Here is a 21,423-nt window from a genome sequence, read left to right on the forward strand (position 1 = left end):
ACTTCCATCGCTTGTGGGAAGGGGACACTACGTGTCCTGCATCCGCGCATCGACCTCGACGGCATCCGGGATCGACGGCTGGGCGCCGCGCTTCAGGCAGGCGAGCGAGCCGGCGATCGCAGCGCGCCGGAGGCAATCGGCAAACGGCAGGCCCGCATCGAGCGAGGCGGCCAGGTAGCCGCAGAAGCTGTCACCGGCGCCAACCGTGTCGACCGGCTCGATCTTCAGGCCCGGGGCACGAAAAACATTGCCCTTGCGGATCGCGATGACGCCGTCCGCGCCGAGGGTGACGATGATCGTCTGCCCGGTCTGATCGTGGATCGAGCGCATTTCTGCCTCCCGCTCCGCATCGGAAAGGCCGGACTTGCCGGCGAACAGCTCGAACTCGATCTCGTTGGTCACGACGATATCCGCCTTGGCGCCGAGCCTGCGGGCATCCGCCGTCATCGGTGCGAGGTTGATGACGGACGTCACCCGCCGCGCCTTGGCCGCGTCCAACGCCATCTCGACAGCCTCTGGCGGCACTTCGAGCTGCAGCACCAGGATATCGCCGGCCGACATCTGCGACACCGCCGCCTTGGCATCTGCCGCAGTGACATCGCCATTTGCACCGGCGACGACAACGATGACATTTTCACCATCGTCGGCAACAAGGATATGGGCCGTGCCGGTCGGCTCGTCCGCGACCTTGACGAGATCGAGATTCACTGCGGACTGGGTCAACAGCACCAGCGACTCGGCGGCAAATGCATCGCCGCCGACGGCACCCGCCATGCGCACGAGCGAGCCCGCCCGCCGTGCCGCAAGCGCCTGGTTTGCGCCCTTGCCGCCAGCCGCCGTGGTAAAACTGTGTCCCGGCACCGTTTCGCTGGGATTTGGCAGGCGTTCGGTCGTGGCGATGAGATCCATGTTGATGGATCCGAAGACGGTGATCATGGGGTTGCGTTCCTCCGGTATGCCTTAGCGGACACTGCCCGAGTGGATCAGTCCTCGTCAACCACTCTCAGATTCAATTGGCCGGTGCGGCTTTCGACCGCACGCTCCACTGGCGCGGAAGCGGGCATTGCCTGCGATGTAGTCGTCATCGCCTCGAACTCCATTTCGCCGATCCGCGCGCCGCGCCGGGCAAGCTTGTCCGTCGAGGTCAGGATCTGGTCCACGTCCTTCTGCGCCGAGGTGAAGTGACCGTGCAGCTTGCGAACCCTATCGTCGAGACGCCCAAGATCGTCCATCAGACGGATCACCTCGCCCTGGATGACGTGCGCCTGCTCGCGCATGCGCTGGTCCTTCAGCAACGCCTGCAGCACCTGAATCGACAAAAGCAGGAGCGACGGCGAGACGATGACGATGCGGGCGCGATGCGCACGCTGAACGATGGCCTCGAAGCTCTCGTGGATGGCGGCGAAAATCGATTCCGAAGGGACGAAGAGAAATGCGGTGTCCTGCGTTTCGCCCGGCTGCAGGTATTTTTCGGAGATATCGCGGATGTGGACTTCCATGTCCCGCCGGAACTGCTGGCCCGCGACCTTCGAGGCTTCCGCATTCGCAGCCGCACCCATGGCGTTCCAGGCCTCCAGCGGAAACTTCGCATCGATGACGAGCGGCGGCTGGCCGTTCGGCATGCGGATGATGCAGTCCGGGCGGACGCCGTTTGGAAGCTGCGCCTGGAACTGGTAGGCGCCGATCGGCAGGCCATCGGCCACGATCGTCTCCATCCGCGCCTGACCGAAGGCGCCGCGGGTCTGCTTGTTCGCCAGGATCGCCTGCAGGCCGACCACGTCCTTGGCCAGCGACTGGATGTTCGTCTGCGCCGTATCGATCACCGCGAGCCGCTCCTGCAGCCGGCGAAGGTTCTCGTGCGTGGCGCGTGTCTGTTCGCTGATCGACTGACCGAGGCGCTGCGTCAACCCGTCCAGGCGCTGGTTGATCGCCTGGTTCGTCTCGGCCTGGCGCGCCCCGAATACCTCCGCCATCGCAGCGATACGGCCCTGCATCTCGTTCTGCGCCCGCAGGAGTTCGGCAAGACGCAACTCCGCGGCCGCCGCCGCCTCGCGCTGGCGGCTTCCGGTGCGACGGGCAAGGACGATCCAGCCGGCCGCAACCAGTACGGCGAACATGCAGGCCAACTGCAGCGCCGGATCGCGGGCGACCGCATCGAAAAGCCGAATCAACGCGTTCTGGAGGGCTGGTTCTGGATTCATGGGGCAAACATAGCATCATTTGCACGCGAAGATAGATCATAACGTGAACAAACCACGCCGAGCGTCCGACGGACTTCCCTGGGATTTGCGATGAAGCGCAAGACGATTGAAAGCCGGCCGGCAAACCGCTAAGTGAGGCCCATGACGATCAAACCGCTGATTATTCTCCCCGATCCCACCCTTCGCCAGGTCTCCGCGCCGTTGGAGAGCGTCAACGACGAGGCGCGACGCCTCGCCGACGACATGCTGGAGACGATGTACGACGCGCCCGGCATCGGGCTTGCGGCGATCCAGATCGGTGTGGCGCGCCGCATGCTGGTGCTGGACGTGTCGAAGGAAGGCGAGGACAAGACGCCGCTGGTCTTTATCAACCCCGAAATCGTCAAGGCCTCGGACGCGCGCTCGGTCTACGAGGAAGGGTGCCTTTCGATCCCGGACTACTATGCCGAAGTCGAGCGGCCGGCCGAGATCACGGTTCGCTATATCGACCGCGACGGCAAGGAGCAGACAATCGAGGCCGACGGGCTGCTCGCCACCTGCCTGCAGCACGAGATCGACCACCTGAACGGCGTCCTCTTCATCGACCATATTTCCAAGCTCAAGCGTGACATGGTGATCCGCAAGTTCACCAAGGCTGCAAAGACGCGCGGCGCCAAGGCGATCTGACCGCTCTCGCAACGCCTTGCAGCACGCAAGGGCTTGATTGACGCGCGCAAACCCGATTGAACGGACCCCCTAGCTTAGACGGGAGCAATGCCGCATGGCGCTTCGCATCATCTTTATGGGTACGCCGGAGTTTTCGGTACCGACGCTGACGGCGCTTGCCGAGGCCGGACATACGATCGTCGCCGCCTATTCGCAGCCGCCGCGCCCCGGCGGACGGCGCGGCCTGGAATTGCAGAAGTCACCGGTGCACCAGGCGGCCGAGCGACTGGGGATCCCGGTGTTCACGCCGCTGAACTTCAAGGAGGAGGAGGATCGGACCGCCTTTCGCGCGCTGGATGCCGATGTCGCCGTCGTCGTCGCTTACGGCCTTCTGCTGCCCGAAGCGATCCTCACCGGCACGCGGCTTGGCTGCTACAACGGCCACGCGTCGCTTTTGCCGCGCTGGCGGGGCGCTGCGCCGATCCAGCGCGCAATCATGGCCGGGGACGCGGAGACCGGCATGATGGTGATGAAGATGGACAAGGGACTGGACACCGGTCCGGTGGCGCTGACAAAGCGCGTGGCGATCGGCCCCGACATGACGGGCGGCGAACTGCACGACGCGCTGATGCTGACCGGCGGCGGGCTGATGGTGGAAGCGATGGCGCGCCTCGAGGCGGGCGACCTGCCGCTGACATCGCAGGCCGAGGATGGCGTCCTCTACGCCGCAAAGATCGACAAGGCGGAAACCCGCATCGACTTCACCCGCCCGGCGTCGGAGGTGCACAACCACATCCGCGCGCTTGCGCCCTTCCCTGGTGCCTGGTTCGAATTGCCGGTTGCCGGAAAGGCGGAACGGGTCAAGGTACTGGGTTCCAGCCTTGCGGCGGGATCAGGAGGGCCGGGAATGGTGCTTGACTCCGACGGGCTCGTCGTCGCCTGCGGTGACGGCGCCGTCTCGCTGACGCGGATGCAGAAGGCCGGCGGCAAGCAGCTCGATGTGTCGGACTTCCTGCGCGGCACACCCGTCACTGCCGGAACGGTGCTGTCCTGATGCCGCGCTACCGTCTGATCATCGAGTATGACGGAACGCCCTATGTCGGTTGGCAGCGGCAGGAGAACGGGCCCTCCGTACAGGGCGCGGTCGAGAAGGCCATCCTGTCGCTGACCAGCGAAGCGGTCTCGATCCGCGGCGCTGGCCGCACCGATTCCGGCGTGCACGCCATGGGGCAGGTCGCCAATGTCGATCTTACACGCGCCTGGAAGGACCATACGCTGCGCAACGCCCTGAACGCGCATCTGGCACAGAACGGCGAGCGAGTTGCCATTCTTGATGCCGCCCAGGTGGCGGACGATTTCGACGCCCGGTTCTCGGCACTGCGCCGCCACTATCTTTACCGCATCATCTCCCGCCGCGCGCCGCTGGCGCTGGAGGCCAAGCGCGCCTGGTTCGTGGCGAAGCCGCTCGATCACGCGGCGATGCATGCGGCCGCTCAGGTTCTCGTCGGCAAGCACGACTTCACCACCTTCCGCTCGGCCCACTGCCAGGCAAACAGCCCGGTGCGCACGATCGACCGGCTGGATGTGACGCGCAGCGGCGAACTGATCGAGATTCGCGCGACGGCACAGAGCTTCCTGCACAACCAGATCCGATCCTTCGCCGGAACGCTGAAACTGGCCGGCGAAGGCAAATGGAGCGTCGACGACGTGCGCGCTGCGCTGGAAGCGCGTGACCGCAAGGCCTGCGGTCCCGTCGCGCCACCGGAGGGGCTCTATTTCATGCAGGTCGACTACTGAGCGCAGTCAATTCGGCAAAGTGCCCAACGCCACCTGCAGGCCCTGCCCCACCAGAAGCGGCGGCAGCACGAAGAGGGCCGTGAGTGTGGCCGCAAGCAACGTCTGCTTGCCAAGGCACATCAACAGAAGCCGATACTGCAGAACGATGCTGGCGCCAAAGACAGCGTAGAGCAGCAATCCCGAGAAGGCGGAGAAGGCTGGCACCACAAGCGCGAGCGCGAAGGGGATGGCTGTCGCATAGGCGAACGGGACGGCGATCCAGTTGCTTGCAATCACGATGGTCGCCAGATGCTGGGCGTAACCGAGCGGCCGGGCGAGCAACGCCAACAGCGCCAACGGCAGAATCCAGCCGACCACATCGATCACGAACAGCTTCAGGATGAAATCGAGGCCTGCGGTTGTGCCTTCCGGCATGCGGCCGATGAAGTAAAGGCGCCAGGATGCCCAGATGACGGCGAGCGCCGGCAGGCTCCAGACGAAGGCCCAGAAGGAGCGGACAAGCCCGCGCCAGCTCAGATCGAGCCAGCGAAACCCGTCCGGCCTTTGCCGAACGAGCTGCCAGATGCCGGTCAGGTAGTGCAGGACCTCGTCAAGCGCCGGCATTTCCGAACCAGCGCGCAAGGAATGTTTCGTAGATCGCCGTCAGCGTCTCCAGGTCGGCGACTGCGACGCGCTCGTCGACCATGTGCATGGTCTGGCCGACCAGACCGAATTCCACCACCGGGCAGTAGTCCTTGATGAAGCGTGCATCCGAAGTGCCCCCGGTGGTCGAGAGCTTCGGCACACGGCCGATCGCGGCCTCGATTGCGGACGAGAGCGAGGCAATCAGACGGTCGTCGCGGGTCAGGAACACATGGCTCGGGCGCTCGGCCCATTTGATCTCGTAGCGCGCGGCCGCACGGCCGGGCCGCAGGCGGTCGTTGGCAGCCGCCTTGTCCAGGCGCCGCACGATCTCGGCCTTGACGGTTTCAGCCGTCCAGGTGTCGTTGAAGCGAATGTTGAAGCTCGCCGTCGCCCTGGCTGGAATGACGTTGACCGCCCGGTTGCCCACATCGATGGTCGTCACCTCCAGATTGGAGGCCTGGAAATCGGCAGTACCGGCATCGAAGGGCGGATCCATCAACGCATCGGCAAGCGCGATCACGCTGCGGATCGGGTTGTCGGCCAGATGCGGATAGGCGGCATGCCCCTGCACACCATGAACGGTGATGGCGCCCGACACCGAACCGCGCCTGCCGATCTTGATCATGTCGCCGAGCTGGTCGGGATTAGTCGGCTCGCCGACGAGGCAGGCGTCCCATCGCTCGCCACGCGCGGCCGCCCATTCAAGCAGCTTGCTCGTACCGTTGATCGAGGGCCCTTCCTCATCACCGGTGATGAGGAAGGAGATGGAGCCGTTCGGTGGACCGTGCCTGTCGATGTGGCGGGCGACCGCGGCGGCAAAGCAGGCGATCCCACCCTTCATGTCGACGGCGCCGCGACCGTACATTTCACCACCGGCAATCTCGGCGGAGAAGGGGCCATGCGTCCAGGCTGCCTCGTCGCCGACCGGCACCACGTCGGTATGGCCGGCAAACATCAGATGCGGGCCTTCGGTGCCGATGCGCGCATAGAGGTTTTCGACATCTGGCGTTCCCGGCTCGGACATTACCATACGGTCCACCCGGAAGCCGAGCGGTACAAGCATCGCCTCAAGTGCCGCAAGCGCCCCGCCCTCGGCGGGCGTCACGGACGGGCAACGGATAAGGGTGGCGAGGTTCTGGACGGGATCGTTTGCGGTCATTGCCTTGCTGCCTGCCGGCGGGTTGGTCGCGCGAAATGCGTCGCCGGGCTCGCCTTCCGGTCTAGCCCAAAGGCTTGCCGCTGTCATCAGCCTTCGCCCAGGGGCTCCACTGCCGCTAATCCTTCGGTCGGTCAGGCAGGAGGCCATGCGCATTCGGCCCGGGCGTACCGGGCCAGATCATGAATGCGACCAGTGCGAAGAGGGAGATGGCCGGCACGAAGAGGCAAAGGACGAGCGGTGCCGGCAGGGCCATGTCGTGCAGTCGCTTGATCGTCAGCATTACAGAGGAGATCGTCGAAACGACGCCGACGGCGAAGAAAGCAAGCGTCCAGGTGACGAAGGCTGGCTCTTCATGCGGCGTCATCACCATGCGTGTCAGGAAGGCCGCCGCCAGCATCATCCAGAATCCCCAAGCGAGTGCGTAGGGCAAACGGGAAAGGCGGCCGGACCAGCCGAAGAAAAGCCATGTCAGGCTTGGAGGCTGGTCCGGGTTCGCCATCGATCAATCCCTGAGCAATTCGTTGATACCCGTCTTGGAGCGGGTCTTCTCGTCAACGCGCTTGACGATCACGGCGCAGTAGAGGTTCGGCGCGGGTTGGCCGTTGGCCATGGTGCCGCCGGAGGGCATGGAACCGGCAACCACGACCGAATAGGCCGGCACCTCGCCATACGTGATCTCGCCGCTGGCGCGATCGACGATCTTGGTCGACTTGCCGATAAATACGCCCATGCCGAGAACCGAACCCTCGCGCACGATGCAGCCCTCGACCACCTCGGAACGGGCGCCGATGAAGCAATTGTCCTCGATAATGGTGGGACCGGCCTGCATAGGCTCCAGCACGCCGCCGATGCCTACGCCGCCGGACAGGTGCACGTTCTTACCGATCTGGGCGCAGGAGCCGACCGTCGCCCATGTATCGACCATGGTGCCCTCGCCGACATAGGCGCCGAGGTTGACGAAGGAGGGCATCAGGATTGCGTTCGGAGCGATGTAGGCCGAGCGACGGACAACGCAGTTCGGCACAGCGCGGAACCCTGCCCTTTCGAATTCGTTGACGCTCCAGCCGTCGAACTTGGAAGGCACCTTGTCCCACCAGACCGACGCGCCGGGCCCGCCCGGAACGATTTCCATCGGGCTCAGCCGGAAGGACAGGAGAACGGCCTTCTTGAGCCACTGGTTGACAGTCCAACTGCCGTCCGCCCCGCGCTCGGCCACACGCACCTTGCCGCTATCGAGAAGGTTCAAAGCGGCATCGACTGCATCGCGGACCTCGCCGCGGGTCGAGGTGTTGATCGTTTCGCGTTCCTCGAAGGCGCGCTCGACGATGGCTTCAAGGGCGGCAACATTGGAGTTGTTCATCGGAATTCCTTAAACTTCGGCCACTATCCTGACGTATCGGGATGCCGGAGAGGGGCATGATGTTTCCGGTGCCAAGTCCTAGAGCATGATCCCGGAAAGTTGAAGCCCCTTTTCCGGCGGATGATATCGCGACGGCGTCGGTGAGATGCTACAGCCGGAGATAGCGCGAATGACAAAGAAGAACAGGCCGACGCGCAGGCCATCGAAACGGAAAGTGAAATGGCACGACTGAAGAAAAAGAACCTCCGCAACAAGAGTGGCGTATGGGATCCCCTCGCAGACAGCGCGTTCGACAAGCATAGAGCGTCAGTCGTTCCCCAGACCCCCCAGTCGACATCTGCCGCCTATCGCCTCGCCTACGTGGACGACGAGTTTCTCTGCCGCGAGGAACTGCGGCCCGTCCGCCTGCAACTCGAGCTTCTGAAGGTCGAGATGATGCTGGCCGAGCGCGGCATCAACTCCACGGTCGTGATGTTTGGCGGCGCCCGGATCCCGGCACCCGGGCAGGAAGCCTGGGCGGCGCGCAACGAGACCCAGCGACAGAACCTCGAAGCAGCTTCCGTCTATTACGAAGAGGCGCGCAAGTTCGCAAAGCTCTGCTCGGCGCGCTCGGCAGAAACCGGGTACAAGGAATTCGTCGTCGTCACCGGTGGCGGACCGGGCGTCATGGAGGCGGGCAACCGCGGCGCGGCGGAGTCGGGGGCGCCCTCGATCGGGCTGAATATCGTCCTGCCGCACGAGCAGGCGCCGAATGTCTATGTGACGCCCGACCTGAGCTTCAACTTCCACTATTTCGCCGTGCGCAAGATGCATTTCCTGCTGCGGGCGAAGGCGGTCACCGTCTTCCCGGGCGGCTTCGGCACGCTGGACGAGCTGTTCGAGACGGTAACGCTGATGCAGACCGGGCGCATGGCACTGGTGCCGCTGATCCTGTTCGGCAAGGAATTCTGGAACTCGATCATCAATCTCGAGGCACTGGCGGAATTCGGCACCATTTCACCCAGCGATGTCGAACTGATGCAGTTCGTCGACACCGCGGAGGAAGCCTGGAGCATCATCGAGGCCTTCTACGAGAAGCTCGACAAGGAAGGTGCGAACGGAACGGGGAAGTGACCCCCGAGCTTGTGGCCCTTCGGGCGGCTCGGGCTCCTTGATTTTTCCGCATGTTGCGTAAGACCGCTGGATAGTTTTGCGCAACATGCTCCAACTTCGGCCGTCCGAAATTCGACGGCCGGCCGGCTCAACCGTCAATCAAACGTGTCAGGAAACTGGTGAGGTCCGACGTCGTATAGTCGATGTGCTGATCCTCGTCGGTCTTCTTCTCCCAGGCGTCGACGAACTCGTGGTTGTCGTCGCGCGGCATGAGGAGCACGGTCTTCATCCCGAGCGCCTTCGGCACCAGCAGATTGCGGGGAAGATCCTCGAACATCGCGGCATGCGCGGTATCGACGCGGTGCAATGCCATGAACTTGTCGTAGGTGCTGCCGGCCGGCTTCGGCACGTATTCCGCAGCGACGATATCGAAGATGTCGTGGAAATGATCGAGGATGCCAAGCGCGCGCGCTGTCATCTCCGCATGCTTGACGCTGCCGTTGGTGAAAATGAACTTCCGCCCCGGCAACGCACGAATTGCCTCGCCGAGAAGCGGATCGGGCGGGAGCACGCCATAGTCGATCGCATGCGCCATCTCCAGGAACTCCGACGGATCGATGCCGTGGTGTATCATCAGCCCCTGCAGGGTCGTGCCATGTTCCAGATAGTAGCGCTTCTGGATCGCACGCGCCTCTTCACGCGACAGGCCGAGCAACGTGGAGACATAGCTTGTCATGTTGCGGTCGATCTGCGCGAAGAGATCGATGTGGTGCGGATAGAGCGTATTGTCGAGGTCGAACACCCACTCGGTGACATGGGCGAAGTCGGAACGGGTCGGAAGGCGGTGCGTCTCTGTCATGGACGCCCTTATGACACGGGTGCATCAGGAAGCAAAAAGGATTCGTCATCGCAGCGGCCTCGATGGATTTGTGCTGGCGGCCATGCTAGCCGGCAGGCATGGAAGCCTGGGTTGTCATCACCATCTGTGCCGCTTTTTTGCAGAACCTTCGATCGGCGCTGCAGAAGCACCTGCGCAGTTCGCTCGGAACGACAGGCGCGAGTTTCGTGCGTTTCGGCTATGGCTTCCCGCTCGCCATTGCCTATGTGATCGCTCTCCATCACTTCGCCGGCTACGAATTTGCTGCCCTCAATGCGACGTTCGCCTTCTGGTCGGTCGTCGGCGGGCTTGCGCAGATCTTCGCGACCATCCTGCTTGTCTACCTGTTCTCGCTGCGCAACTTCGCCGTCGGCACGGCTTACTCCAAGACCGAGCCCGTGCAGGCGGCGATCTTCGGCCTGATCCTGCTTGGCGAACGCCTAACGCCCGGTGCGGTCGGTGCCATCATCGTCGGGGTCATCGGGGTGATGATGATCTCGGTCGCCCGCATGCCGCTCTCCTGGCGCAACCTGCTATCAGCGATGACAGGACGCACGGCACTGATCGGCATCGCCTCTGGCGCGATCTTCGGAATATCGGCCGTTGCCTATCGCTCGGCAGCCCTCGCGCTGGACGGCCCCAACCCGATCATGCAGGCGGCGGTGACGCTTGCCTGCGTCACGACCTTCCAGACGATTTTCATGCTCGTCTGGATGCTGATCAAGGATCCCGCCGAGATCGGCCGAGTCGCCCGCTCCTGGCGTTCCTCTTCGCTCGTCGGATTGGCCGGCGTGACCGGCTCGGCCTGCTGGTTCACGGCGATGGCTTTGCAGCAGGTGGCCTATGTGCGCGCACTCGGACAGATCGAACTGCTCTTCACCTTCGCCGCATCCGTCTTCGTCTTTCGCGAACGCATCAATCGAATGGAAGTGGCCGGCTGTTTGCTGATCGTCGCGGGGATCCTGCTGCTGCTGATGTGGAAATAGGCCTCACTTTGGGAAAATAGCTGCCCGAAAATCGGCGCCGGCCCGCGCCGAATCGGTGTTAGATATCGCCCATGCTGTTCGATCTTCCCAATGACGACGTCCTTTACGACGCGCTTATCTCTCGCAGCGATGCCTATGAAGGGCGGGCCTATGTCTGCGTCACGACCACGGGCGTCTTCTGCCGGCTGACGTGCCCTGCGCGCAAGCCGCTCAAGCAGAACACCTTCTTTTGCTCATCAATCGGCACCTGCATGGCGGCCGGCTTCCGGCCCTGCCTGCGCTGCCGTCCGATGGATGGCGTGCGCGGCAGGGACGAGACCGTCGATCTCCTGCTGTCGGCCCTCGAGCGGCAGCCGGAACGGCGCTGGTCGGAGGATGACATCGTGGCGCTCGGGCTCGATCCCTCGACGGTCCGTCGCGCCTTCAAGCGCACGATTGGCACCACTTTCCTGGACTATGCGCGCCATCGCCGGCTGGGCCTTGCAGCACGCCACCTGTCCGGCGGCGGCCGCGTGATTGAAGCCCAGTTCGAGGCGGGCTATGAATCCCCAAGCGGTTTTCGGGCGGCCTTTGCCCGGCTTCTGGGTAAGGCGCCGGCTATGTCTTCCGGAAACGATCTGCTGTTTGCCGACTGGACCGAGACTCCGCTGGGACCGATGGTGGTGGTCGGCGACCAGACGCATCTCCACCTCCTCGAGTTTCACGACCGCAAGGCCTTGCCCGCCGAGTTGAGGTCGTTGCAGGCGAAAACGAAGGCCAGTGTCGTTCCCGGCCGCTCACCGCCGATCGAACAGATGGAGCGCGAACTCACGGCCTATTTTTCTGGCGAGTCCGCCGAGTTCAAGACGCCGCTGGCACTCAACGGATCGGATTTCGAGAAGAAAGTCTGGCGGGCGCTGCTGGAAATCCCGGTTGGCGAGACCAGATCCTATGGCGACATCGCCCGCAAGGTCGATACGATCGACAGCGTCCGGGCGGTAGCGCGGGCCAATGGCACGAACCGGATCGCCATTGTCGTCCCCTGCCACCGCTGCATCGGCGCGGACGGATCGCTGACCGGCTATGGCGGCGGACTGTGGCGCAAGCAGTGGCTGTTGCGACACGAGGCCAAGATGCGGCCAGCGGGCCTATTTGCGGTGGAGCAGGCATGGAACAAGCGTTGAGAGCGAAGGCGTTTTCAGAACTGCATCGCAAGGGCGACCCGCTGGTGCTTTACAACATCTGGGACGCCGGCAGCGCAAAGGCGGTCGCGGCCGCTGGCGCCAAGGCGATCGCGACGGGGAGTTGGTCGGTTGCCGCCGCCAATGGTTATCCGGACGGGGAAGCGATACCGTTGCTTCGGCTTGCAGATATCGCCCGTTCGATCGTGGAAGCGACTGAGCTTCCCGTGACGATCGACTTCGAAGGCGGCTATGCCGTCGACCCGGACGATGTCGCGCTGAACGTGGCGCGGATCGTCGAGGATGACATCGTGGCGCTCGGGCTCGATCCCTCGACGGTCCGTCGCGCCTTCAAGCGCACGATTGGCACCACTTTCCTGGACTATGCGCGCCATCGCCGGCTGGGCCTTGCAGCACGCCACCTGTCCGGCGGCGGCCGCGTGATTGAAGCCCAGTTCGAGGCGGGCTATGAATCCCCAAGCGGTTTTCGGGCGGCCTTTGCCCGGCTTCTGGGTAAGGCGCCGGCTATGTCTTCCGGAAACGATCTGCTGTTTGCCGACTGGACCGAGACTCCGCTGGGACCGATGGTGGTGGTCGGCGACCAGACGCATCTCCACCTCCTCGAGTTTCACGACCGCAAGGCCTTGCCCGCCGAGTTGAGGTCGTTGCAGGCGAAAACGAAGGCCAGTGTCGTTCCCGGCCGCTCACCGCCGATCGAACAGATGGAGCGCGAACTCACGGCCTATTTTTCTGGCGAGTCCGCCGAGTTCAAGACGCCGCTGGCACTCAACGGATCGGATTTCGAGAAGAAAGTCTGGCGGGCGCTGCTGGAAATCCCGGTTGGCGAGACCAGATCCTATGGCGACATCGCCCGCAAGGTCGATACGATCGACAGCGTCCGGGCGGTAGCGCGGGCCAATGGCACGAACCGGATCGCCATTGTCGTCCCCTGCCACCGCTGCATCGGCGCGGACGGATCGCTGACCGGCTATGGCGGCGGACTGTGGCGCAAGCAGTGGCTGTTGCGACACGAGGCCAAGATGCGGCCAGCGGGCCTATTTGCGGTGGAGCAGGCATGGAACAAGCGTTGAGAGCGAAGGCGTTTTCAGAACTGCATCGCAAGGGCGACCCGCTGGTGCTTTACAACATCTGGGACGCCGGCAGCGCAAAGGCGGTCGCGGCCGCTGGCGCCAAGGCGATCGCGACGGGGAGTTGGTCGGTTGCCGCCGCCAATGGTTATCCGGACGGGGAAGCGATACCGTTGCTTCGGCTTGCAGATATCGCCCGTTCGATCGTGGAAGCGACTGAGCTTCCCGTGACGATCGACTTCGAAGGCGGCTATGCCGTCGACCCGGACGATGTCGCGCTGAACGTGGCGCGGATCGTCGATGCGGGCGCAGTCGGCATCAATTTCGAGGATCAGGTCGTCGGCGGCTCCGGCATCTAGCCGATCGAGCAACAGGCATTACGGATCCGCGCTATCCGGCTGATGACCGAGAACCGGCAGACGCCGTTCTTCATTAATGCCCGCACCGATCTATTCCTGCAGGAATCGGATGCCGCCCGTCACGGGGCGTTGGTGGAGCAAGCGATCGATCGCGGCAAAGCCTATGCCGATGCCGGTGCAAGCGGCTTCTTCGTGCCCGGGCTTGCCGACCCGGACCTGATCGGACGCATCTGCGAGGCAGTCCCGAAGCCTGTCAATGTGATGATGAGGGCTGGCGTGCCTGACGTCACTGCACTCGCCAGGCTCGGGGTGGCCCGCGTCAGCCACGGGCCTGGCCCCTATCGGGCGATGATCGAGTGGCTCAGCCGTCAGGCTGCTGACGTCTACGGGACCAAATGAACGGTGCGGCGGGTCGCAGTGTCCGGTCTGCCCAGTTTGTCAGGGAACGATCAATGTCCCTGCGCCGCGCTCGGTGAAGATTTCAAGCAGCACCGAATGCGGCGTCTTGCCGTTGAGAATGACGACGCCCTGAACGCCGGCCTTGATCGCGTCGATACAGGTCTCGACCTTCGGGATCATGCCGCCCGAGATCGTGCCGTCCTTGATCAGCGCGCGGGCTTCTGCGACCGACAATTCCTTGATCAGCTCGCCCTGCTTGTTCAGCACGCCGGGAACATCCGTCAGGAACAGAAGGCGGGTGGCGTTCAGCGCACCGGCGATGGCGCCGGCGAATGTATCGGCGTTGATGTTGTAGGTGTGGCCGTCACGGCCGGGCGCAACCGGTGCGATGACCGGGATCATCTCGGATTTCGCCAGGAGGTCGATCAGTCTGCGGTCGACCTCGACCACCTCGCCAACGAAGCCGAGGTCGAGGATACGTTCGATGTTGCTGTCCGGATCGACAACGGTCTTCTTCGCCTTTTCCGCGAACACCATGTTGCCGTCCTTGCCGCAGAGGCCGATTGCCCATTCACCGGTCTGGTTGATCAGCGCCACGATCTCCTTGTTGATCGAGCCAGCCAGGACCATCTCGACGATCTCGACGGTCTTTTCGTCGGTGACGCGCAGGCCGCCTTCGAACTTCGAATCGATGCCCATCTTCGTCAGCATCGCGCCGATCTGCGGACCACCGCCGTGGACGACGACCGGGTTCACTCCGGACTGCTTCAGTAGGGCGATGTCGCTGGCAAAAGCCTTGCCCAGTTCGGGATTGCCCATTGCATGGCCGCCGTATTTCACGACGATCGTCTTGTTTTCGTAGCGCTGCATGTAGGGCAGGGCCTGCGCAAGCAGCCGGGCCTGGGTTTCGCTTTCGGTCAGGGACATGGGGGCCTCGCAAATCTAGCGCATAATCCTGTCTCCAAATCGAGGCCGCTTTGGAGACAGGATTATGCGCAACATCATCAATGACGCGCGCGGTGCTGTCGTCGGGCGCCTGTTTAACGCATGTTGTGTGACGATGGAATGATCCAGACTGGCACCCAGCCAAATTCATCCATTCTGCTAAGGGGTGAACAACTGGCGCCCCTCCTCGCCCGCCTGATATGCTCCGCCCGGATTTGGAAAGCTCGGCCCCGCCAGCCAGGAAGGCCGCCCGTGCGTGACGACGAGATTGCTTACCTGATCGGGCGGATTTGTCTGCAAGACAGGCAGGCGTTTCGCCGTCTGTACGAATTGACGGGCGCGAAACTCTTCCCCATCTGCCTGCGTATGCTGGGCAAGCGCGAGGACGCCGAGGAGGCGCTGCAGGATATCTACGTGAAAATCTGGCAACGGGCGGACCGGTTCGCACCGGACGAAACGAGCGCTTTTGCCTGGCTCGCTGCTGTCGCCCGCTACCATGCGATCGACGTGATCCGAGCGCGAAGACCAGTGGCAAGCGACATCGAGGAAGCATATGATATCGGCGATGCCGAACCTGGCCCCGAGGCACGCTCCACCCTGATATCCGAAGCGCGGCGCATCGAAGCCAGCTTGAAGCAACTGGAGGCTGAAAAGGCTTCGGCAGTGCGACAGGCCTATGTGGAGGCAATGAGCTACGAGGAACTCGCTACGCAATTTGGCGTTCCGCTCAACACCATGAAGACCTGGCTTCGACAAAGTCTACTGATACTGAGAGAGTGCCTGGGACCATGACATCGTCCGACCAGAACAGCAGGGACCCACGCCGCGACGAGGTGATCGCCGGCGAGTATGTGCTTGGGGTCCTGTCGGCCGAGGATCGCCGCAAGGTCGAGGACCGCCTCCGTAGCGATCGCGCCTTCGCGGCGATGGTCAACCGCTGGGAAGAGAATCTCTCTGCCATCAACCAGGAGCTCGAGACAGTGACGCCGCCCTCACGGGTCTATGCGGCTGTCGAACACCGGTTGTTCGACGCAAGCGACGCCCGCCTGTCAGGGTCGGGACGCGGTTTTTGGAATTCGCTCGCACTCTGGCGTTCGGTGGCGCTTGCCTCGCTCGCCGCCATTGCCACGCTGCTTGTGGCCTGGTCCGAGTTGTTGGCCCCTTCATCGCCGAACCGGCTGATTGCCGAACTGTCCGGCAAGGACAATCCAATCAGCCTGGTGGCACATTATGACGAGGCGAAGGGCGTGCTGACCGTGACACCGATGGCAGCGGCGCAGGAAAGTGCAAAATCGCTCGAACTCTGGCTCCTGCAGGAGGGACGACCGCCGGCCTCCCTTGGCGTACTTCCGCAGTCAGGCGAGGGAAAGCTCACCGTTTCGCCGGGAATGCGCTCGAGGCTAACCCGCGACGCCGTTCTTGCCGTAAGTGTGGAACCACTAGGCGGCTCACCCACCGGTGCGGCTACTGGCCCGGTCATCGCGTCCGGCAGGACCCAGTCGGTCCGCTGACCGGGATAAACGGCTCTCAGAACCGCGGCAGCACCACCTCGCTTGCGAAGGTGGTGCCAGCGAGGTGATACAAGTTCGCGTCGGGTGGTTCGCGCCGCAGGTCAGCAGCGGAGCCGTGCTGTAGATCAGGATGTAGTGGGGGCGTTGGTCGCGCCGGACAATGCCTCTTGCAGCTTCTTCTCTTGTTCCGGTGATAGCGATGTCTTCAAGACCCGGCCGCGCAGACCTTCGAACTCGGCCAAGACCTTTTCGGGCTGCACCTTGCGGACAAGCACGAAGAGGGCCGAGGAATTGTTCGGAATCGTTTCGCCCAGCGACTTGATGAACTTGTCATCGATGCCGTAGTCGGTGAGGGAACCGGAAAGCGCCCCTGCGCCAGCACCGACCGCACCGCCGATCGCAAAGCCCGCCAGCGGGTTCAGGAACAGAAGCCCGACAAGACCGCCCCACAACGCGCCGGAGAGCAGGCCGGAGGAAGCACCGATCGCCGTCAGGTTGAGGCTTTGCTTCAGGTGGACCTTTCCGGCCGCGTCACGGACGACGACGACGGCATCCTCCAGATCGATCAGATATTCCTTTTTCAGACCACTCAGCTTCACCAGGACCTTGTCCGCCTCATCCGGCGTGTCGAATCCAATTACAACCAAATCTGACATGAGTGTGCTCCTGTTTGCGAACGTGATGGCGAAAGCCATTCACAAGCAGCTTCCAAACAAAGCTGCGCCCCCTTGCACGCCGAGCGGCGTGCTGCGAGGTAGACATAGGGCAGGTTTCATGACCGGGTAGTGACACCGATCAATTGTTTCGGGGGATGTGCCTTTTCAACGCGCGATAGTGGTCACAATCGCGTTACGCAGGGTATCGAGCCCCCTGCCCTTCTCCGACGACGTGGCAAGGATCTCGGGATAGGCCGCCGGACGCTTCCGGATCTTCTCAGTCGCCTCCCTCACAAGCCGCGGAACGCCTGCTTCCTTGATCTTGTCCGTCTTGGTCAGGACGAGTTGATAGGAGACCGCGGCCTTGTCGAGAAGATCCAGGACGTCCTCATCGTTCTTCTTGATGCCGTGGCGACTGTCGATCAGTACATAGACCCGCTTGAGCGTCGATCGCCCACGGAGATAGTCGAAGACGAGCTTCGTCCACGCGTCGACCTGCTCCTTGGGCGCCTGTGCGTAGCCATAGCCGGGCATGTCGACGAGCGCCATCGGCGGAAGGTCTCCCGCCTCGCCGGAATAGCCGTCGGGCACGAAATAGTTCAGCTCCTGGGTTCGGCCGGGTGTGTTGGACGTGCGGGCAAGCCCCTTGTGGCCGACCAGGGCATTGATCAGCGAGGACTTGCCGACGTTCGAGCGGCCGGCGAAAGCGATCTCCGGCGGACCCTCCGGCGGCAGGAACTTCATGGCCGGCACGCCGCGAATGAAGATCCACGGCCGGCCGAAGAGCGGTTTATCGTCGCCGGAATTTGTCGAAGTCATCGTCTGGCCTTCCCGAACTGTCCGCCCCGGCTTCACGGTTTTGGCCCGCAATGTCAAGCGACAAGCGCTCCACCGTCAGCTACGCCTTTGCCGCCACACCTCAACGCCAAGATAACCAAGTAAAGCGGCAAGCACGATGAAACCGCCGACGATAGTGCGCTCGCCCGGCACTTCGCCAAGAAAGATCGCCACCCAAAGGGGCGCCAAGACAGTTTCCGCCGTGCCAAGCAGCGCAGCAAGCGCCGAGGGGACCAGCCGGGCGCCTGTCACGAACAGTGCAAGACCCAAGCCGAAATTGAACGCGCCGAACACGACAAGGATCCCGAGATCCGACGGGGTGACGGAATAGTCCGTCGCTTGCGTCGCCGCCATACCGCAAGCCAGAACCGTTCCAGTAAAAACCGCCGGCGTCATCCGCACATGGGAAAAACGCCGGGTGATCACAGTGGCGGACGCGAATGCGAAGGCGATTAGCAGCGCGAGCGCATCTCCGATCGGCGAGACCGTGCCGGTGATCGATCCCGAAACCATCACCCCGACGCCACAAATGACGACGGCGATCGCGATCCAGGTATGCAGCGCTATTCGTTCCCGAAAAAGTACCCAACTCATCAGGGCCGCAATCAGAGGAACACTGGCCTGGATCAGGAGGATGTTGGCGACGGTGGTATATGCGAGCGCCAGAATGAATGAAGTCGAGGCAGTTGCAAAGCACACCCCGACGGCGATGCCCGGCAGACCCATTTCAGAGAACATCCGGGCGGTGCCGCGGCGGCCGTCGCGCACGAGCATGAAGCCAAGGAGGAAAAAGGCCGCAAACAGCGAGCGCCAGAAGACAACTGTCCAGCCGTCCTCGATGTCGAGCATTCTCGCAAGCGTACCGCCGAAGCTCCAGACGATCGCCGATCCGAGCACGAGTGCCGCGCCATAGCCGCGCTTGCGGGCCTCGGAGTTGGCGGTTGGGTGGGTCACAGGTGCGGACATGGTTGCTTTCGTGCGAATTGATAAGACATGGCAGATGGCCAGCAAGCAGGGCACGTAGCAGCGACGCCCCTGTGTCGCAAGTGCGGGAATTGGGGATGGCAAACGAAAGAAGCCCCGGCGTACCGGGGCTTCGAAGTGTTGAGAACGAGGGTCCGGCTATTTCGCCGGATCCGCTTTTTTCCCGAACAGGCCCTTCAGGTTGCTGAACAGTTCCACCTTGACGCCATGGCGCTTCATGATGACTGCCTGCTGAATGATCGAGAGCGTGTTGTTCCAGGCCCAGTAGATGACGAGGCCGGCCGGGAAGCTCGCGAGCATGAAGGTGAAGACAACCGGCATCCAGGTGAAGATCATCGCCTGGGTCGGATCGGGCGGCGTCGGATTCATGCGCATCTGCAGGAACATGGTGACGCCCATGACCAGCGGCCATACGCCGATCAGCAGTGCCTGCGGTACGTCAAACGGCAGCAGGCCGAACAGGTTGAAGATCGAAGTCGGATCCGGTGCAGACAGGTCCTGTATCCAGCCGAAGAAGGGCGCGTGCCGCATTTCGATCGTGATGTAGATGACCTTGTATAGCGCGAAGAAGACCGGGATTTGCAGAAGAATCGGCCAGCAACCCGCAAGCGGATTGATCTTCTCTTCCTTATAGAGTGCCATCATCGCCTGCTGCAGGCCCATCTTGTCGTCGCCGAACTTGGCCTTCAGTTCCTCCATTTTCGGCTGCAGCCGCTTCATGTTCGCCATCGAAGCGTACTGCTTGCTGGCGAGCGGGAAAAAGAGCCCCTTCACCACGATCGTGGTGATCAGGATCGCCACACCGAAATTGCCGAAATAGCGGAAGAAGAAGTCCAGAAGCTGGAACATTGGCTTGGTGAAGAACCAGAACCAGCCCCAGTCGATCATCAGATCGAAGCGGGGAATCGAGAGGTTCGTCTTGTAGCCGTCGATAACAGGCACTTCCTTGGCGCCACCGAACACCATGTTCTTGACTTCACCCTTCTGGCCCGGCGCGATGGTGATCGCGTCCTGGCGGAAATCCGCCTGGAAGCGAGGGCGGCCGTCGGTGAAGTGCGAGAAGCGGGTCTGGTAGGGGATCGTCTGCGGCGGGATCAGCGCCGTTGCCCAGTACTTGTCGGTGATACCGAGCCAGCCGCTGGTGGCGCTGCCGGGCTCGATCGTCGTGTCCTCTTCAGCGGCCGAGTACTTCACCTCGTGCAGACCGAGTTCGCCGAGGTAGCCGATAAAGCCCTCGTGCAACACGTAGATGCTGGGTGTCGAGGGCTTGGAGAAGCGGGTGACGCGGCCGTAGCTGGAGAGCGACAGCGGAACGCCCGTCGTGTTCTCGATCGAGTCGGCGATCTGGAACATGTAGTGTTCGTCGACCGAGATGGTGCGGACGAACTTGATGCCCTTGTCGTTGGTGTAGGTCAGCGTGACCGGGGTAGCCATCGTCAGCTTGCCCGTGCCTTCCTGCGTCCAGACCGTCTGTGGGCCGGGCACCTGGCCAGTGGTTTCGTTGCCGACGTAGCCGACCTCCGCGAAATAGCCGTGCTCGGTCTCGGCGGGGCTCAAAAGCGTAATGATCGGGCTTGAGCGATCGACGGTCTCGTGAAACTCCCGCAGCTTCAGGTCGTCAAAACGCGCGCCGGTCAGATTGATCGAGCCCTGCAGCGCGTCGGTCTCGATGGCAACGCGCGGCGACGCTGTGACAGCGGCCTCGCGGCTTTCCGCTGTCGCACCGGGAACTGCAGCACCGGAGGGCGATGGCGTGGTGGTCGTCGCCGTGCCCGTCGCGGCGTCAGGCTTGGCCTTATCCATGTCCGCCTGCAACTCGGCGACCGCCCTTTCGCGCTCGATCTTCGGATTGACGTAGAGGAACTGCCAGCCGATCAGGATCAGCACGGACAGCGCAATCGCCACGAAATAATTGCGGTTGTTTTCCATCATTCTTTCCCGGGGCCCGCGGAAGCCGGCCTCTTGTGTTTCTGCCTGTTGCTGATGCGCTCGCGAAGGCGGTCCTTGATTTCTGCAAAGGACGCATGAAGGATGTCGCGTCTGGCGACAATGACATAGTCGTGTCCGGGCTGCATTGCAAACCCGGCGGATAGTCGCACGGCCTCCTTCAGGCGCCGGCGCATCCGGTTCCGTTCAACGGCATTGCCATGCTTCTTTGTAACGGTAAAGCCGACGCGCGGCAGAGAATCCGGTTCATGCCGGTCGCGCATCTCCAGAAGGAAGAGCGGCCCTTTGCGCTTCTCACCCTCCCGCACATAAAGAAACTGCGGGCGGCTCTTCAGCCGTCCGACAGTCGATTTTTCGTCATTCTTCGTCATTGCCCGGCAATCTCGCTTCGGGCAAGCGCGGCCTTAGGCCGAAAGACGCTTGCGGCCGCGTGCACGGCGAGCGGACAGAACCGCGCGACCGCCCTTGGTGGCCATGCGGGCACGGAAGCCGTGGCGGCGCTTGCGAACAAGCTTGGAAGGCTGATAGGTACGCTTCGACATTTATTTTAATACCGCGGTGTGCGGCCCTTCTTGGGTTTGCGTTAAGCAAGGAGCGTTACGTTCGCTGACACGGCAAGTGCTTCCGGGAAGCCGAGCCTGTCCGAACGTGGGCGGCTTATAGGGCGAAAGCAGCGGAAAAGTCAATTCCGGGTGGCAGCATCGGCCACTACCGAAATCGTTAACGCGAAATGGCAACCAAAGCCTGCGCCAGCGATCGCCTCAACGCGATTGCCTCACGGCGCATCAATTAGAAT

General features: G+C 62.9%; 23 protein-coding genes and 1 pseudogene. 10 read left to right on the forward strand and 14 right to left on the reverse strand.

Translation table 11 applies throughout. The features are described from left to right. Positions 1-27: 27 nt before the first annotated feature. Together IB238_RS16190 and rmuC are read right to left on the reverse strand one after the other, a co-directional pair. A complete protein-coding gene (locus IB238_RS16190; protein ID WP_192248953.1) occupies positions 28-936 on the reverse strand; it encodes a ribokinase in 909 nt (302 codons plus the stop codon). Positions 937-983: 47 nt separating this feature from the next. Then, positions 984-2,117: a DNA recombination protein RmuC gene (gene rmuC / locus IB238_RS16195; protein WP_192249727.1), complete on the reverse strand. Its 1,134-nt coding sequence runs from the start codon at positions 2,115-2,117 to the stop codon at positions 984-986. Positions 2,118-2,342: 225 nt separating this feature from the next. Here rmuC and def point away from each other — a divergent pair, with 225 nt between their 5' ends. The 3 genes from def to truA all read left to right on the forward strand — a co-directional run bounded on the left by def (position 2,343) and on the right by truA (position 4,643). Then, complete coding sequence (def, locus tag IB238_RS16200) at positions 2,343-2,867, forward strand: peptide deformylase (protein WP_192248956.1); 525 nt, start codon at positions 2,343-2,345, stop codon at positions 2,865-2,867. A gap of 94 nt (positions 2,868-2,961) precedes the next feature. Beyond that, the gene (gene fmt, locus IB238_RS16205) at positions 2,962-3,900 is read left to right on the forward strand and encodes a methionyl-tRNA formyltransferase (protein WP_192248959.1); all 939 of its coding nucleotides are present in this window, start codon (positions 2,962-2,964) and stop codon (positions 3,898-3,900) included. After that, positions 3,900-4,643, forward strand: coding sequence for a tRNA pseudouridine(38-40) synthase TruA (truA, locus tag IB238_RS16210; protein WP_192248962.1), 744 nt, complete (start codon positions 3,900-3,902; stop codon positions 4,641-4,643). Before fmt ends, truA begins: the two co-directional genes overlap by 1 nt. 6 nt (positions 4,644-4,649) lie before the next feature. On the opposite strand, the gene IB238_RS16215 is transcribed toward truA, so the two are convergent. The 4 genes from IB238_RS16215 to dapD all read right to left on the reverse strand — a co-directional run bounded on the left by IB238_RS16215 (position 4,650) and on the right by dapD (position 7,786). Beyond that, positions 4,650-5,264: a hypothetical protein gene (locus IB238_RS16215; protein WP_246723682.1), complete on the reverse strand. Its 615-nt coding sequence runs from the start codon at positions 5,262-5,264 to the stop codon at positions 4,650-4,652. Next, on the reverse strand, positions 5,233-6,426 hold the full coding sequence (gene dapE, locus IB238_RS16220) for a succinyl-diaminopimelate desuccinylase (RefSeq protein ID WP_192249732.1): 1,194 nt from the start codon (positions 6,424-6,426) through the stop codon (positions 5,233-5,235). The genes IB238_RS16215 and dapE overlap by 32 nt, the downstream gene beginning before the upstream one ends. Positions 6,427-6,541: 115 nt before the next feature. Then, on the reverse strand, positions 6,542-6,925 hold the full coding sequence (locus tag IB238_RS16225; RefSeq protein WP_192248965.1) for a DUF805 domain-containing protein: 384 nt from the start codon (positions 6,923-6,925) through the stop codon (positions 6,542-6,544). Positions 6,926-6,928: 3 nt separating this feature from the next. After that, positions 6,929-7,786: a 2,3,4,5-tetrahydropyridine-2,6-dicarboxylate N-succinyltransferase gene (gene dapD / locus IB238_RS16230; protein ID WP_192248969.1), complete on the reverse strand. Its 858-nt coding sequence runs from the start codon at positions 7,784-7,786 to the stop codon at positions 6,929-6,931. Between the two features lie 219 nt (positions 7,787-8,005). On the opposite strand from dapD, the gene IB238_RS16235 reads away from it, so the two are divergent. Further along, positions 8,006-8,899: an LOG family protein gene (locus IB238_RS16235; RefSeq protein ID WP_192248972.1), complete on the forward strand. Its 894-nt coding sequence runs from the start codon at positions 8,006-8,008 to the stop codon at positions 8,897-8,899. 127 nt (positions 8,900-9,026) lie between these two features. On the opposite strand, the gene IB238_RS16240 is transcribed toward IB238_RS16235, so the two are convergent. Further along, positions 9,027-9,737 carry a pyrimidine 5'-nucleotidase gene (locus tag IB238_RS16240; RefSeq protein WP_192248975.1) on the reverse strand — a complete coding sequence of 237 codons (711 nt, stop codon included), beginning with the start codon at positions 9,735-9,737 and terminating at the stop codon, positions 9,027-9,029. Between the two features lie 98 nt (positions 9,738-9,835). Here IB238_RS16240 and IB238_RS16245 point away from each other — a divergent pair, with 98 nt between their 5' ends. The 4 genes and pseudogenes from IB238_RS16245 to IB238_RS16260 all read left to right on the forward strand — a co-directional run bounded on the left by IB238_RS16245 (position 9,836) and on the right by IB238_RS16260 (position 13,747). After that, positions 9,836-10,741 carry an EamA family transporter gene (locus IB238_RS16245; protein WP_192248978.1) on the forward strand — a complete coding sequence of 302 codons (906 nt, stop codon included), beginning with the start codon at positions 9,836-9,838 and terminating at the stop codon, positions 10,739-10,741. A 71-nt stretch (positions 10,742-10,812) separates the two neighbouring features. Next, the gene (locus tag IB238_RS16250) at positions 10,813-11,904 is read left to right on the forward strand and encodes a trifunctional transcriptional activator/DNA repair protein Ada/methylated-DNA--[protein]-cysteine S-methyltransferase (protein ID WP_192248981.1); all 1,092 of its coding nucleotides are present in this window, start codon (positions 10,813-10,815) and stop codon (positions 11,902-11,904) included. Further along, positions 11,889-12,992: a methylated-DNA--[protein]-cysteine S-methyltransferase gene (locus IB238_RS16255; RefSeq protein ID WP_192248984.1), complete on the forward strand. Its 1,104-nt coding sequence runs from the start codon at positions 11,889-11,891 to the stop codon at positions 12,990-12,992. The genes IB238_RS16250 and IB238_RS16255 overlap by 16 nt, the downstream gene beginning before the upstream one ends. Beyond that, positions 12,977-13,747 (forward strand): annotated as a pseudogene (locus tag IB238_RS16260) (isocitrate lyase/phosphoenolpyruvate mutase family protein). The gene IB238_RS16255 and the pseudogene IB238_RS16260 overlap by 16 nt, the downstream one beginning before the upstream one ends. Positions 13,748-13,786: 39 nt before the next feature. On the opposite strand, the gene argB reads toward IB238_RS16260, so the two are convergent. Further along, positions 13,787-14,674 carry an acetylglutamate kinase gene (argB, locus tag IB238_RS16265; protein ID WP_192248987.1) on the reverse strand — a complete coding sequence of 296 codons (888 nt, stop codon included), beginning with the start codon at positions 14,672-14,674 and terminating at the stop codon, positions 13,787-13,789. Between the two features lie 270 nt (positions 14,675-14,944). On the opposite strand from argB, the gene IB238_RS16270 reads away from it, so the two are divergent. Then, positions 14,945-15,484, forward strand: a complete 540-nt coding sequence (locus IB238_RS16270; protein ID WP_192248990.1) for a sigma-70 family RNA polymerase sigma factor — start codon at positions 14,945-14,947, stop codon at positions 15,482-15,484. Then, the gene (locus IB238_RS16275) at positions 15,481-16,203 is read left to right on the forward strand and encodes an anti-sigma factor (RefSeq protein WP_192248994.1); all 723 of its coding nucleotides are present in this window, start codon (positions 15,481-15,483) and stop codon (positions 16,201-16,203) included. The genes IB238_RS16270 and IB238_RS16275 overlap by 4 nt, the downstream gene beginning before the upstream one ends. 125 nt (positions 16,204-16,328) lie before the next feature. Here IB238_RS16275 and IB238_RS16280 read toward each other — a convergent pair whose 3' ends face one another. The 6 genes from IB238_RS16280 to rpmH form a co-directional block, all read right to left on the reverse strand. Further along, positions 16,329-16,859: a DUF1269 domain-containing protein gene (locus IB238_RS16280; protein WP_192248997.1), complete on the reverse strand. Its 531-nt coding sequence runs from the start codon at positions 16,857-16,859 to the stop codon at positions 16,329-16,331. 165 nt (positions 16,860-17,024) lie between these two features. Beyond that, positions 17,025-17,678, reverse strand: a complete 654-nt coding sequence (yihA, locus tag IB238_RS16285; protein ID WP_192249000.1) for a ribosome biogenesis GTP-binding protein YihA/YsxC — start codon at positions 17,676-17,678, stop codon at positions 17,025-17,027. 75 nt (positions 17,679-17,753) lie between these two features. Beyond that, positions 17,754-18,662, reverse strand: a complete 909-nt coding sequence (locus IB238_RS16290; protein ID WP_192249003.1) for a DMT family transporter — start codon at positions 18,660-18,662, stop codon at positions 17,754-17,756. A 156-nt stretch (positions 18,663-18,818) separates the two neighbouring features. Continuing rightward, on the reverse strand, positions 18,819-20,612 hold the full coding sequence (gene yidC / locus IB238_RS16295; RefSeq protein ID WP_246723683.1) for a membrane protein insertase YidC: 1,794 nt from the start codon (positions 20,610-20,612) through the stop codon (positions 18,819-18,821). Continuing rightward, positions 20,609-20,998: a ribonuclease P protein component gene (rnpA, locus tag IB238_RS16300; protein ID WP_192249008.1), complete on the reverse strand. Its 390-nt coding sequence runs from the start codon at positions 20,996-20,998 to the stop codon at positions 20,609-20,611. Before rnpA ends, yidC begins: the two co-directional genes overlap by 4 nt. Before the next feature lie 33 nt (positions 20,999-21,031). Then, entirely contained in the window at positions 21,032-21,169 is a 138-nt protein-coding gene (gene rpmH / locus IB238_RS16305) for a 50S ribosomal protein L34 (protein ID WP_108001706.1), read from the reverse strand. Between the last annotated feature and the right edge of the window lie 254 nt (positions 21,170-21,423).

Origin of the sequence: Rhizobium sp. ARZ01 (assembly GCF_014851675.1) — a bacterium.
Lineage (GTDB): Bacteria > Pseudomonadota > Alphaproteobacteria > Rhizobiales > Rhizobiaceae > Mycoplana.

Bases quoted from the DNA above. Each gene is read 5' to 3' on its own strand.
- IB238_RS16280 (WP_192248997.1), bottom strand. From the start codon at position 16,859: ATGTCAGATTTGGTTGTAATTGGATTCGACACGCCGGATGAGGCGGAC.
- IB238_RS16245 (WP_192248978.1), top strand. From the start codon at position 9,836: ATGGAAGCCTGGGTTGTCATCACCATCTGTGCCGCTTTTTTGCAGAAC.
- IB238_RS16275 (WP_192248994.1), top strand. From the start codon at position 15,481: ATGACATCGTCCGACCAGAACAGCAGGGACCCACGCCGCGACGAGGTG.
- rpmH (WP_108001706.1), bottom strand. From the start codon at position 21,169: ATGTCGAAGCGTACCTATCAGCCTTCCAAGCTTGTTCGCAAGCGCCGC.
- argB (WP_192248987.1), bottom strand. From the start codon at position 14,674: ATGTCCCTGACCGAAAGCGAAACCCAGGCCCGGCTGCTTGCGCAGGCC.
- rmuC (WP_192249727.1), bottom strand. From the start codon at position 2,117: ATGTTCGCCGTACTGGTTGCGGCCGGCTGGATCGTCCTTGCCCGTCGC.
- yidC (WP_246723683.1), bottom strand. From the start codon at position 20,612: ATGATGGAAAACAACCGCAATTATTTCGTGGCGATTGCGCTGTCCGTG.
- fmt (WP_192248959.1), top strand. From the start codon at position 2,962: ATGGCGCTTCGCATCATCTTTATGGGTACGCCGGAGTTTTCGGTACCG.
- dapD (WP_192248969.1), bottom strand. From the start codon at position 7,786: ATGAACAACTCCAATGTTGCCGCCCTTGAAGCCATCGTCGAGCGCGCC.
- IB238_RS16290 (WP_192249003.1), bottom strand. From the start codon at position 18,662: ATGTCCGCACCTGTGACCCACCCAACCGCCAACTCCGAGGCCCGCAAG.
- IB238_RS16190 (WP_192248953.1), bottom strand. From the start codon at position 936: ATGATCACCGTCTTCGGATCCATCAACATGGATCTCATCGCCACGACC.
- IB238_RS16225 (WP_192248965.1), bottom strand. From the start codon at position 6,925: ATGGCGAACCCGGACCAGCCTCCAAGCCTGACATGGCTTTTCTTCGGC.
- IB238_RS16240 (WP_192248975.1), bottom strand. From the start codon at position 9,737: ATGACAGAGACGCACCGCCTTCCGACCCGTTCCGACTTCGCCCATGTC.
- IB238_RS16235 (WP_192248972.1), top strand. From the start codon at position 8,006: ATGGCACGACTGAAGAAAAAGAACCTCCGCAACAAGAGTGGCGTATGG.
- IB238_RS16250 (WP_192248981.1), top strand. From the start codon at position 10,813: ATGCTGTTCGATCTTCCCAATGACGACGTCCTTTACGACGCGCTTATC.
- def (WP_192248956.1), top strand. From the start codon at position 2,343: ATGACGATCAAACCGCTGATTATTCTCCCCGATCCCACCCTTCGCCAG.
- IB238_RS16255 (WP_192248984.1), top strand. From the start codon at position 11,889: ATGGAACAAGCGTTGAGAGCGAAGGCGTTTTCAGAACTGCATCGCAAG.
- truA (WP_192248962.1), top strand. From the start codon at position 3,900: ATGCCGCGCTACCGTCTGATCATCGAGTATGACGGAACGCCCTATGTC.
- rnpA (WP_192249008.1), bottom strand. From the start codon at position 20,998: ATGACGAAGAATGACGAAAAATCGACTGTCGGACGGCTGAAGAGCCGC.
- dapE (WP_192249732.1), bottom strand. From the start codon at position 6,426: ATGACCGCAAACGATCCCGTCCAGAACCTCGCCACCCTTATCCGTTGC.
- yihA (WP_192249000.1), bottom strand. From the start codon at position 17,678: ATGACTTCGACAAATTCCGGCGACGATAAACCGCTCTTCGGCCGGCCG.